Raw genomic sequence first — 11,471 nt, forward strand, 5'->3', positions numbered from 1 at the left:
CGTTCAACCTAGCGGATCGAGGCCCGGCTCAGTACCAGCGGCTGAACGCGGCGGCACCGAGGCCGGACCGGGCGGCGTGACGCAGCACACGCACGGGGGCGTCGAGCAGCTCGGCCCCGTCGAACTCCGGGGCGTCGCCCATGCCGCGCATCCAGCCGGCCACGCGGGAAAGGACCTCGTCCCGCCGGGCGCCGGAGACGTCCAGGGCCCGCACGACCCGGGGGAGTGCCGCCACCACCTCGTCATGGCTCAGCAGGAACTCGCCGAACCTGCCGGGCAGCAGGGCCGAAGCCTCCGCGCCGAGACCGTGCAGCAGCGCCGCGACCGGGCTCGCCTTACGGGCGACGGCGGCGAACGGGCCGTCGCCCCCGGTCGTCGGCATGAGCTCCATGAGCTCGTCCTGAAGGGTCAGCGCGGGCTCGTCGTCGGGGGCGGTGTTGCAGTGCACGAGTTCGGCGAACCGCAGCGCGGCCGGGGTGGGGGACGCGCCACCCGAGCCGTCCGCGGTGCCATCGAAGAAGCGCTCCGCGTCACCGCCGCCCGACCACCAGGCGAGCGCCTGCGCGTGCACCGGTGGCAGGTCCTCGTCTCCGGTGCCCCGCCGGGCCGCGTGCCGGGCCAACGCCCGTGCCTCGTCGTCGGGGACGGCCCCGACCACCCAGACGCCCATCACGCTCACGGCCCCCACCTCCCGGTTCGATCCCGACCGTATCCAAGGGGGCCGGAGGGAGCGTCGCGGGGGCGTCACGTCGTGGATGACGGTCGGCACGGCGCCTGGGCCTGCCGCCGCCACCGCCGATCGCCACGACGGCCTACGCGTGCTCGTTCCGCGCGACGGCAACGTTCGTTGCCGTTCCGGGGACGGCCGGGGTGGAATGGGCGGATGGAAGACCTGTCCTCGATCGCCGCCGCCCTGGCGGAGGTCGGCCCCCGCCTCAAACGCCTGCGCACGCAGCGGGGCGTCACGCTGGCCGCGCTGTCCGAGTCCACGGGCATCTCCACGAGCACCCTGTCCCGCCTGGAGACCGGCGGGCGCCGCCCCAGCCTCGAACTCCTCCTCCCGATCGCCCGGGCGCACCGCGTACCGCTGGACGAACTGGTCGGCGACCCCGAGTCCGGCGACCCCCGGGTACGCCTCAAGCCCCGCCGCGTGAACGGCCGTACCGTCCTGCCGCTGACCCGGCAGCCGGGTTCCCCGCAGGCATGGAAGGTCGTCGTCCCGGCGGGCCAGTGCGAGCCCGACCTCCGTGTCCACGAGGGCTACGAGTGGCTGTACGTGCTCTCCGGACGCCTCCGCCTCCTGCTGGGCGACCGCGAGGTCGTCCTCGGCGTCGGAGAGGCCGCCGAGTTCGACACCCGGATGCCGCACTGGTTCGGCAGCGCCGGTGACCAACCCGTCGAGATCCTCAGCCTCTTCGGCCGCCAGGGCGAGCGCATGCACGTCCGGGCCAGGCCCAGCCGGGGGAAGGGGAGCGGCGGTGACGGCTGAGGACGAGCTGGCTGATCGCGCTTTCCCCGTCGCAGTAACGCAGTAACCTCCGTCCGGAACGGGGGAGACGGGTGGGGACGGTGGGGGAAGTCCAGGGGCCGCTCGCGTCGGCGGAGGCCCTCAGACGCGACGGCAAGTACGAGGACGCGCGGAAGGCACTGGACGCCGCCGTCGCCCAGGCGGCGCCGGACGACGTGGAATTGTGGTGCGGCGCGGGCGCGCTGTACCTGGCGATCGGGCCGGAACGCTTGGCGCTGGCCGCGGCTGAACGCGCCGTCGCCGCGGCGCCCGAGAGCTGGCGCGCCCAGGTCCTGGTGTCACGGGCGCGGCGCCGGCTCGGTGACTTCGCCGAGAGCGTGCACGCCGCGCGTCACGCCGTGCTGCTCGCCCCGCTCGAGGCCGAGGCCCACGATGCCCTGGGCCACGCCCTGTACGCATGCGGGCAACGCGGCTTCTCGCTTCTGCCGCTCGGGACCGGCGGGGAGGCCAGGCGAGCGCTGCGCCGCGCCGCCGAACTCCGTGGCCCCGTGTCACCGGCGGCGGCGACACGGCGCAGGGTGAAGTTGCTGCTGGGCCTGACCCTCCTCGTCCTCGGGAGTTCGGCACTCTGGTGCCTCTGGGGTGCCCGTATCGCCGGGAACGTTCTTGTGGCGCTCAAGGCGGTGCCTGCCGCGATCGTGGGCATCGGTGCCCTCGTCACGGGCGAGTGGCGCCACAACCGGGGCCGCATCCGCGGCAAGCTCCGCGCGGATCCGGGGGAGGCCCGCCTCCACGTCCTGCACAGGGTCGCGCCGCTGACGATGCTCGGGTTGATCGCGACCGGCACGTGGGATGACGAGAGCGTCCACGTACACCCTTCGAGCGGACGGGTGACGCTCGTCGCCGCCGTCGCCACGCTGGTGATTCTCGGCTGGCTGGCCGTGTTGCGCTGGTGGTACGGGCGCGAGGTGTGGCGTACGGCCTTCGGCAGCTTCGTTGTCGGGGCGCACGTGGCGATCACGCTCCTGTTCGCCGTCGCACCGGCGGTGTTCGTCCGGACAGGGATGCTCCGCGAATCGGACGTGGCCCTCAAAGGGGCGCTCGTCTGGGTCACGGTGGGGTTCGCCGGAACCTGGATCGTGGTCGCCGTCCGGCGCCGGCGCCGTCTGCGCGCGGCCATCGCACAGCCGCCCGCACTCGCCGGTCGGCCACAAGGCCCCTTCGCCTGACCGGCTACCGGTACCAGTCGCCGCCATCGGCGAGGGCCCGCCGCAGATAATCGTCCAGCTCCCGCGCAGCCCACAGCCGACTGTCGTCCTCGTGGTCCCACACGAAGATGTCCGGACGCTTGGGCGTCTGCACGAAGGCGAACTGGTCACCCCCGCCGTTGTCACCGAAGAACAGCAGGGCGTCGAAGGGCATGTACAGGCCAGGGAACGCATCGGGGGACCAGAACAGCAGATTCTGTTCCACGATCCGATGCAGGGACCAGACGACGTCCTTGCCGTAGGGGCCGACCATCCCGTCGGCCTCCAGCAGCAGGGCGGCCAACTGCGCGGGCAGGGCCCGCCCCAGACGCTGCTCGGCGTCGGCGAGGGCCGCCCGGTCAACCGGTGGTCGAAATGCGACGTCGGGCAGGACCTCGGCAGCGGTTTCTTTCCACATCAGCGCAGCATATGCGGCGGGCTGGTCAACCGGTCAGCTTCCGGATACGCCGGCGCCGGCCTCGAGACGAAAGCTCAACTGGGCCCCCACCTCCCGGAAACCGAGCGCGCCCGCAACCCTTCGGGACGGCTCGGGCCGAGCTCTCCACTGAGGTAGGAGACCCGCATCGAGAGCATGAGCCACTGCTGCGGAGGCCACGGTCTTCGCCAACCCACGACCGCGGCGCTGCGGTGCTGTGAGTACCGACACATGAGCAGTACTCCCGGGCCACAGCCGATATCCCGCTGCGGCCACGACCTCGCCGCCGTCGAGGACGACGAACGCAGGCGAAGAGATCTCATCCAGGCCGCTTTCGCCGGCGTCTTCGTGCCCCACTGCCCCGAGCAAGGCCAGCAGGTCAGGGTGTTCCGCGGGCAGGCGCACCACAGCCCGGTCCGTGGGCGCAGGACGGAACTCCACGTCGGACACGTAAGCGAGGGTGGCCGGACCGAGTATCTCGGCGACGGGCAGTACCGTCCGGAGCGCGTCCGTCCGGACGAGGGCGTCCGGAGGAATCCCAGCGGTGGCTTTGCACAGCAGGCCGGCGACCTCGGCTGTCGGAACCGTGACGATCCCTGCTCCGCCCAGCACCACGACCCCACACCACGAAGGGGGACACAACCCCGACCCCGGTGAGACGACCATCTGGGCCGCGGAGCGTCCGAATTCGGCAGGTACGCCGGCCAGTTCCCGCCACAGGGCATGAGCACGAGCCGTCAGGTCGTCAGGCATGCGTGGATCCTGCCATTGGAGTGCCCAGTGCGAGGCGGCGTGAGCACAGGAGCTGGCCCGATCAGCGGCCGGTGTACGAGCCCAGGTCTCTTGCGACCTCCGGCGCGACGTTGGCGGGGGTCGGTCCGACGCGGCCGCTACGATCACCCCATGTTCCGCCGCCACGGCGGCGGCGGGCAGCGATCCCAGCGGCACTCTATGAACCCGTGTATGTCCGTCCCCACGCCCGGAATTGTCCTCCGTCGCGCTGAGAGGTGTGACGAGATTTCTGGCTTGTCAGCCAGCTCCGAGCGTTCCAGGCGACCCTGCGCGTGCTGGGAACGACGGCACGACGTCGACCGCGGCGCCGAACTCGGTGGACGTCGTGTGGACGGCGGGCCGGCGTACCGGATCCGACCACTGGCCCGGCGGGCAGACTGTGCAAATGCAGCCACCTGCCGAAGCCGTTGCGTCCACCGTGCTGATTGAGGTCGTGAAGATCTCCGCCCTCCCAGTCAAACGCGGTGCTCCGTACCCGGGCAGAGCGGTCGCGCACTGGGCCGGGAGCGAGGTTGCCAAGGCCCTGACCTTGATCGAGGACCTGCCCGGCAGTGAACAGCACCGCTGCGGCTTCTCGCCAGGCTGGAGTGTGCGGGCGTACGAGGACTCCCTCGACGTTGTGATATTCGAGGCGGCATTCTGTTTCGGGTGCCACGAGGTCCGGATGCACGGCTGGGCGGTACCAACCACGCTGGCCACGCAGTTCTTCGACGCGGATGCGCCGCCAGCCCGCGCCCTTTCGGCCCTCTTCCGCGCGGCATCTTACGGCTCCCTGATCATGCACGGCCCCAGCCCAGGCAGGCCACCGGCGAAACCCGGTGGGGCAGGGTCCGCAGCCTCAGTCTTCCAAGCTGGAGCCCTGCGAAGATTTGGGCGCAGCCGGGCTCCAGGTGCCCTTGACTCGGTGGACGAGCTCCAGCGCAGTCGCCACTAGGCGTGGGCTAGTGTGCGCCCTGTCAGGGGGTAGGAGTGGCGGAAAAACCGAAATGGCAGAACCATCCGGCCTGGTACCTGGTGATCATGGTGCCGCAGCTACTGTTTGTGATGTCGGAGGACGACGCCATCAGCCGTTTCCTCGAGGCGTCGGGTCTTGTGCTGTGGGGATTCCTTTGCGGGCGCGAGTCGGCGAAGCGGGCCGCGTGGCGGAGGAGTGCCGCTGAGGGAGGCGCCGCAGCGGATAAGAGACGCCAATGGCGCGAAGGCCGCCGCACCACGTAGCCCGCAACCCGCGGTTCTGCAGCCGTGCTGCTGACATCCAACGATGACATCAACGGCCATGAACGGTCCCGGATCAGGTCGGCTGCTGGGAACCCAACTCCACCATGGACCGGGCGGTTTCTGCAGGTGTACCGGGACCCCGATCGAACTACTAAAGCGGGTGTCGCAGGTGAGCGAGCTCCGTCACAGGGCCGTCGCCCGGCTGACGGTCAGATGATGCCAGTGGTGGCTGCAGCTGTGGACACGGCATCGTGCCCTGCGTCTGCCGTCCGCGACGGCCAGCAGGGCGATCAGCAGACGGAAGGCCTTCATTCGCTCGTGCTGCGGGGCCAGCCCGGCGATCCTCCCCACCTGGTCCTCGATTCGTCCTCGAACGAGCATGACCGCAGGAGTGTGGGTCGGCCGGAGACCGGAACGCCGGATGCTCTCCAGGGCTTCCTCGGCGGTGGGATGGGCCTGAAAGCAGAACCCCGCCAGCAGGCACAGCGTCCCAGTCTGCTCGTCCTCGGAGAGAGACGCGAACCACGTGATCCCCTCGTCGAGCGGGCGCAGGTCCTGGGCGAGTTCGTTCAGGTACTCCCCGGTGCCCGGTCGGTATCGCACGGCTTTCCCTCTCTCCTGGGGTCGTGATCCGCCGGAGGCCACCGCCGGATGCCCCTATTGCGGACCCTCAGCCAGCAGGGCGACGCGCCCCCTGGAGGAGGCCGTCCCTTTTTTCATCCTTCGTTCTGGTGGCGCGATCGCAGGTTCGCGAGTCCTGCGGCACTACGCGCTGAGGATGTGAGCAGCGGGGCACGAAAGCCCGGGGCCGTCCCTGGGCCGTGGAAGGTGGACCAGCGCTGACCAACGTTGACAACCAGCGGCGGCGTCACCTCTGCTCAGTAGACCGATATGTGCACGTGGTCGAAGTGGTTCTGCGTGATGGACCCGCGGTCCTCCATCAACTTCCACCCCTGTTGCGGGAGTCGGCTCGACCAGATGTGCTGCTCGTAGATGACGTACCAGATGCCGTATTCGTCCGCATGCTCCCGCACCCAGGCCACGATGGCCTCGCCCAGGGCGTCGGACTTGCCGGTGGCCTTCTTGCCGGCGGGCATGAGCATGAAGTCGCAGGCGCGGCCGAGGGGGTGTTCGCCGCCGCCGGCGATGCCGCCTTCCTCGCGGTAGCAGCCGGGGGCGCCCTCGAGGCCGCGGGGGCCGAACTCCTTGACGACGGCCTCGCGGACGGCCTCCATGCGGGCGGTGATGTGCTGCGGCCCGCGGGGTTGCTCCTTCGGCCAGTTGGCCGCGCGGACCTGTGCGGAGAGTGTGGGCCACGCCACGGCGGCCAGTACGAGGCCGCCGATCAGCAGCAGCCCGAATATGGTGCGCCGCCGGCCGCGGCGCGCGGTGTCCCGCCCCCTGGTGGTGTTCATCGCAAGCCAGAACGCGCGACCGTGGCCGGAAGTGCCCGGTTGAACGCGGTGCGACGGTGACGCGAATAACGCCCCGCCGGGGGTCGTCCCCGGGCACGCGAGCGTACGCTCCTGCGTTGGACGCGGCAGACACGGACCAGCCCAGGAGGCACAGCACCGATGGCCACAGGCATGACGACGGACGAAGAGCGCGGCGAGCGGATCCTCGAGGTCTTCGGCACCGCGTTCGGGGAGCTGCTGGCCGCCGATCCGGCCGCGTTCCGGGTCAAGTTCCGCAAGATGGCGGCGTCGGCGTTCGCCTTCTACCGGGGCACCGCGTGCCTCTACTATGCGGACCTGGCCGACACCAAGGACGGCAGCCCGTTCCTGGACGAGCGCACGTCCCGGGTGTGGATCCACGGCGACCTGCACGCCGAGAACTTCGGCACCTACCTGGACGCCAACGGCCGCCTGATCTTCAACGTCAACGACTTCGACGAGGCCTACGTCGGCCCCTTCACCTGGGACCTCCAGCGGTTCGCCGCCTCCATAGCGCTGATCGGCTACAGCAAGGCCCTGGCCGACGACGTGATCTCCGGCCTGGTGCGCAGCTACGCCACCGCCTACCGCGAGCGCGTGCGCGCCCTCGCCCACGGCGAGGCCGTCCCCGCGCTGACGCTGGACTCGGCGCAGGGCCCGCTGCTGGACGCGCTGCGCCACGCCCGCTCGCAGACCCGGTTCGGGCTGCTGGACTCGATGACCGAGATCCGCGCCTGGGACCGCCGCTTCGGCGCGGGGGGCGGCGCCGTGGAACTGGACGGCGGCACCCGCGAGAAGGTGCTGCGGGCGTTCGAGGCGTACCTGGACACGCTGCCGGAGACCAGCCGGATCAACCCGGAGAGCCACCGCGTCAAGGACGTCGTGGGCCGCCGCGGCGTGGGAATCGGCAGTGCGGGCCTGCCCTCGTACAACATCCTCCTCGAGGGCCACACCGACGCCCTGGAGAACGACGTCGTGATCTACATGAAGCAGGGGCAGACCCCGGCGGTCTCCCGGCACATCACCGACCCGGCGGTGCGTGACTACTTCCGCCACGAGGGCCACCGCACCGTGATCTCGCAGCGCGCGCTGCAGGCGCACGCCGACCCGTACCTGGGCTGGACCGAGCTGGACGGCGTCGGCCAGCTGGTCGCCGAGGTGTCGCCGTACGCGGTGGACCTGGACTGGTCGGACATCGACGACCCGGAGCAGATCGAGGCCGTCGTCGCTGACCTCGGCCGGGCCACCGCCGGCATGCACGCGGCCGCCGACGACGAGAGCGGGCACTCGCTGGTGCCGTTCTCCACGGAGGACGCCATCGACGCGGCCATCGCCCGGGACGAGGACGGCTTCACGGAGTCCCTGGTGGAGTTCGCCCACTCCTACGGCGCCCGGGCCCGCGCGGACCACCAGATCTTCGTGGACCTGTTCCGCAACGGGCGCATCCCGGGGCTCTGATCCCGGGCGCCTTGTTCGGGGGTTTAGGCATTGCTTACACACCGGCATGGCACACTCTGCGCCATGGAAGGGACCGGACCCCGGCTGAGGGCACTGCGCGCGGGATGCTTCGCCGCGCTGTGCGTGACGCTGTCCGCGACCGCCCACATCATGCTCTCGCGGGAGCCCCTGCCGATGACGACCACGGCGGGGGCCTTCGCGGGCGTCTTCGCGGTCGCGTACGCGCTCGGCCGCCGGGAGCGCGGCTACTGGCCGATCGCCGGGCTGCTCGTCCCGCTGGAACTGGCCCTCGACACGCTGTTCACCGCGGGCCAGCACACCTGTTACGGCCCCGGGGGCGGTCCCGTCACCGGCTCGTGGCGCTCGATCAACGAGGCGCTGGCCTGCCACGGCGGCGACGTCGGCGGCTCGCTCGCCACGGGGCAGGGGATGTCCGGCGCAGGCACCTCGCCATGGCTGCTGCTCCTGGCGCACGTCTGCGTCGGCCTGGTCGCCGCCGGGTGGCTGCGGTGCGGTGAGGACGCCCTACACCGCCTGCTGCGTGCCGCCTTCCGGCCGCTGCTCGTCGCGGTGGCCGTCTTCCGGACGGCCGGACCGCGCGGTACCGCGCGCGCCGGCGCGGCCGGGCCCGTGGCCGCCGCCCCGGCCCTGCCCCTGCTCCTGCACTCCGTCGTACGGCGAGGGCCACCCGCCCGTCTCGGCTTCCGCTGAGCACGGCGCCCCACCCCTCACCCGCGTACGCACGAGTCGGAGATCACACCACCATGAGCAAGCGAAACAGCCAGGCCGCCAAGAACGCCGCCCGTGAGCGGCTGCGCGTCGAGCGCGAGCGGCAGGCGAAGCGGGACAAGCTGCGGCGGCAGCTCGTCGTCGGCGGCAGCGTCCTGGGCGTGCTGGCGCTCGGCGCCGGCATAGCCGTGGCCGTCGTCAAGATGAACGCGCCCACCTACTGGGAGAAGGCCGCGGACAAGCCGCTGGTGAAGCCGGCCAACTCCTCGGGCAAGAACGGCACGTCGATCGTCATCGGCGACGAGAACGCCAAGCACACGCTGAAGGTGTACGAGGACCTGCGCTGCCCGGTGTGCGCGCAGTTCGAGCAGACCTCGGGCGAGACCGTCCAGAAGGACGCCAAGGACGGCAAGTACAAGATCTCGTACACCATGGGTGCCTTCCTCGACGACCGCCTCGCCCAGGGCCAGGGTTCGAAGAACGCGCTGAGCGCGCTGGGCGCCGCCCTGAACGTCAGCAAGGACGCGTTCGTCCAGTACCACACGCTGCTGTACTCCAAGGACGTCCACCCCGAGGAGACCAAGGACGACTTCGGCAGCGACGACAAGCTGATCGAACTGGCGCAGAAGGTCGACGCGCTCAAGGGCAACAAGACCTTCGAGAACGCGGTCCGCAACGGCACCTACGACAAGTGGGCGCTGACCATGGACCAGCAGTTCACCGACGACGGCATCACGGGCACGCCGACCGTGAAGCTCGACGACAAGACCATCGACAGCGTGCAGGCGATGACCGCCGACCAGTACACGGCCGCGGTCGACCAGATCATCGGCAAGGGGTAGCACCGGCCCGTGGCCGGTTCCGCCCTCCGGTCCCCGGCGTCACGCCGGGGACCGGAGGGCGAAGTCCTCCCGAACTCTTGTGCATTCGGTCCCGGAAAGGGGTTACCGGCGCGTAATCTGACGCCCCGTGACCGATACCTCTGCACCCTCACAGACCTCATCGAGAACACCGAGCCGTCGTTCGGTCGTCAAGGCCGGCGCCGTCGTGACCGGCGCCGCGCTGATACCGCTGGCGGCCTACGCCGCCCCCGCCTCCGCCGCCCCGGCCCCCGCCTTCCTGCACGGCGTGGCCTCCGGGGACCCGCTGCCCGACGGCGTGCTGCTGTGGACGCGCGTGACTCCCCTGCCCGAGGCGGTCCCGGGCTCCGGGCTCGGCCCCGCGACCGAGGTGAGCTGGACCGTCGCCACGGACAAGGCGTTCGCCTCCGTCGTGGCTACGGGCACGGCGACCACCACCGCCACCTCCGACCACACCGTCAAGGCAGACGTGCGCGGACTGCAGCCCGCCACGGACTACTGGTACCGCTTCACGGCCGGCGGTGTGACCTCGCCGGCCGGCCGCACCCGTACCGCGCCCGCCGAGAACGCCGCCGCCGACCGGCTGCGCTTCGGGGTGGTCTCCTGCGCCAACTGGGAGGCCGGGTACTTCTCCTCCTACCGGCACCTGGCCGCCCGCGGGGACCTGGACGCCTGGCTGCACCTGGGCGACTACATCTACGAGTACGGCACCGGGGGCTACGCCGCCCGCGGCACCGTCGTCCGCCCGCACGCGCCCGCCCACGAGATCGTCACGCTGGCCGACTACCGCACCCGGCACGGGCGCTACAAGACCGACACCGACCTGCAGGCGCTGCACGCCGTGGCCCCGGTCGTGGCGATCTGGGACGACCACGAGTTCGCCAACGACGCCTGGTCCGGCGGCGCCGAGAACCACACCGAGGGCGCGGAGGGCGCCTGGACGGCCCGGGTGGCCGCCGCCAAGCAGGCCTACTTCGAGTGGATGCCGGTGCGTCCCTCGGTGGCCGGCACCACCTACCGGCGGCTGCGCTTCGGCAAGCTCGCCGACCTGTCCCTGCTCGACCTGCGCTCCTTCCGCTCCCAGCAGGCCTCGATCGGCAGCGGCTCGGTGGACGACCCGGACCGGACGATCACCGGCCGGGCCCAGTTGGACTGGCTGAAGGCCGGTCTGAAGGCCTCGGACACCACCTGGCGGCTGATCGGCAACTCGGTGATGATCTCGCCGGTCGCCTTCGGCGCGCTGCCGGACCACCTGCTGGCGCCGCTGGCGAAGCTGCTCGGCCTGCCCGCAGAAGGCCTGGCGGTCAACGTCGACCAGTGGGACGGCTACACCGACGACCGCCGCGAGATCCTGGCCCACCTGCGGGACAACGGCATCCGCAACACGGTGTTCCTGACCGGCGACATCCACATGGCGTGGGCGAACGACGTCCCGGTGAAGGCGGCGACCTACCCGCTGTCGGCCTCGGCCGCGACCGAGTTCGTGGTCACCTCGGTCACCTCCGACAACCTGGACGACATCCTCAAGGTCGCCCCGGACACCGTCTCCACGGTCGCCGAGGCCGCCGTGAAGGCCGCCAACCGGCATGTGAAGTGGCTGGACATGGACTCCCACGGCTACGGCGTGCTGGACATCACCGGCGAGCGGGCGCAGATGGACTACTACGCGCTCTCCGACCGCACCGACCCGAACGCCTCGTCGACCTGGGAGCGTTCGTACCGCACCCTGTCGGGCACGCAGAAGGTCGAGCGGGTCTACTCGCCGGTACGCTGAGCCTCCCGAATGTCGATTTCCGGCCAACCCCCCGTGCCGTGCGGGGACCGGCCGGC

Annotated in this window: 11 protein-coding genes; 6 read left to right on the plus strand and 5 right to left on the minus strand. The window is 71.0% G+C overall.

Translation table 11 applies throughout. The features are described from left to right. Positions 1-28 precede the first annotated feature (28 nt). On the minus strand, positions 29-679 hold the full coding sequence (locus ACFYYN_RS11305; RefSeq protein ID WP_500545547.1) for a hypothetical protein: 651 nt from the start codon (positions 677-679) through the stop codon (positions 29-31). 204 nt (positions 680-883) lie between these two features. Between ACFYYN_RS11305 and ACFYYN_RS11310 the strand changes: the two genes are divergently transcribed. Continuing rightward, the gene (locus tag ACFYYN_RS11310; RefSeq protein WP_500545548.1) at positions 884-1,489 is read left to right on the plus strand and encodes a helix-turn-helix domain-containing protein; all 606 of its coding nucleotides are present in this window, start codon (positions 884-886) and stop codon (positions 1,487-1,489) included. Positions 1,490-1,569: 80 nt separating this feature from the next. After that, positions 1,570-2,697, plus strand: a complete 1,128-nt coding sequence (locus tag ACFYYN_RS11315; RefSeq protein ID WP_500545549.1) for a tetratricopeptide repeat protein — start codon at positions 1,570-1,572, stop codon at positions 2,695-2,697. Positions 2,698-2,701: 4 nt separating this feature from the next. Here the strand turns inward: ACFYYN_RS11315 and ACFYYN_RS11320 are convergent, their stop codons facing one another. The 4 genes from ACFYYN_RS11320 to ACFYYN_RS11335 form a co-directional block, all read right to left on the minus strand. Next, positions 2,702-3,133 carry an SMI1/KNR4 family protein gene (locus tag ACFYYN_RS11320; protein ID WP_500545550.1) on the minus strand — a complete coding sequence of 144 codons (432 nt, stop codon included), beginning with the start codon at positions 3,131-3,133 and terminating at the stop codon, positions 2,702-2,704. Positions 3,134-3,166: 33 nt separating this feature from the next. Further along, on the minus strand, positions 3,167-3,904 hold the full coding sequence (locus ACFYYN_RS11325; RefSeq protein WP_500545551.1) for a GNAT family N-acetyltransferase: 738 nt from the start codon (positions 3,902-3,904) through the stop codon (positions 3,167-3,169). Positions 3,905-5,344: 1,440 nt separating this feature from the next. Next, on the minus strand, positions 5,345-5,764 hold the full coding sequence (locus ACFYYN_RS11330) for a DUF5958 family protein (protein ID WP_500545552.1): 420 nt from the start codon (positions 5,762-5,764) through the stop codon (positions 5,345-5,347). A 275-nt stretch (positions 5,765-6,039) separates the two neighbouring features. After that, positions 6,040-6,576, minus strand: a complete 537-nt coding sequence (locus ACFYYN_RS11335) for a VldE C-terminal domain-containing protein (RefSeq protein WP_500330520.1) — start codon at positions 6,574-6,576, stop codon at positions 6,040-6,042. A 159-nt stretch (positions 6,577-6,735) separates the two neighbouring features. Here ACFYYN_RS11335 and ACFYYN_RS11340 point away from each other — a divergent pair, with 159 nt between their 5' ends. The 4 genes from ACFYYN_RS11340 (at position 6,736) to ACFYYN_RS11355 (ending at position 11,415) form a co-directional block, all read left to right on the plus strand. Continuing rightward, positions 6,736-8,052, plus strand: coding sequence for a DUF2252 domain-containing protein (locus ACFYYN_RS11340; protein WP_500545553.1), 1,317 nt, complete (start codon positions 6,736-6,738; stop codon positions 8,050-8,052). Between the two features lie 63 nt (positions 8,053-8,115). Continuing rightward, positions 8,116-8,763, plus strand: a complete 648-nt coding sequence (locus ACFYYN_RS11345; protein WP_500330523.1) for a hypothetical protein — start codon at positions 8,116-8,118, stop codon at positions 8,761-8,763. Between the two features lie 53 nt (positions 8,764-8,816). Continuing rightward, positions 8,817-9,623 (plus strand): thioredoxin domain-containing protein, encoded by an 807-nt coding sequence (locus ACFYYN_RS11350; protein WP_499511336.1) that lies wholly within the window; start codon positions 8,817-8,819, stop codon positions 9,621-9,623. 127 nt (positions 9,624-9,750) lie between these two features. After that, the gene (locus ACFYYN_RS11355; protein ID WP_500545554.1) at positions 9,751-11,415 is read left to right on the plus strand and encodes an alkaline phosphatase D family protein; all 1,665 of its coding nucleotides are present in this window, start codon (positions 9,751-9,753) and stop codon (positions 11,413-11,415) included. Positions 11,416-11,471: the final 56 nt, after the last annotated feature.

Source organism: Streptomyces sp. NPDC001902 (genome assembly GCF_042891295.1).
GTDB lineage: Bacteria > Actinomycetota > Actinomycetes > Streptomycetales > Streptomycetaceae > Actinacidiphila.

What these genes read in the sequence shown, in the direction of transcription:
- ACFYYN_RS11335 (WP_500330520.1), bottom strand. Translation starts at nt 6,576, where the DNA reads ATGAACACCACCAGGGGGCGGGACACCGCGCGCCGCGGCCGGCGGCGC.
- ACFYYN_RS11320 (WP_500545550.1), bottom strand. Translation starts at nt 3,133, where the DNA reads ATGTGGAAAGAAACCGCTGCCGAGGTCCTGCCCGACGTCGCATTTCGA.
- ACFYYN_RS11310 (WP_500545548.1), top strand. Translation starts at nt 884, where the DNA reads ATGGAAGACCTGTCCTCGATCGCCGCCGCCCTGGCGGAGGTCGGCCCC.
- ACFYYN_RS11325 (WP_500545551.1), bottom strand. Translation starts at nt 3,904, where the DNA reads ATGCCTGACGACCTGACGGCTCGTGCTCATGCCCTGTGGCGGGAACTG.
- ACFYYN_RS11340 (WP_500545553.1), top strand. Translation starts at nt 6,736, where the DNA reads ATGGCCACAGGCATGACGACGGACGAAGAGCGCGGCGAGCGGATCCTC.
- ACFYYN_RS11350 (WP_499511336.1), top strand. Translation starts at nt 8,817, where the DNA reads ATGAGCAAGCGAAACAGCCAGGCCGCCAAGAACGCCGCCCGTGAGCGG.
- ACFYYN_RS11345 (WP_500330523.1), top strand. Translation starts at nt 8,116, where the DNA reads ATGGAAGGGACCGGACCCCGGCTGAGGGCACTGCGCGCGGGATGCTTC.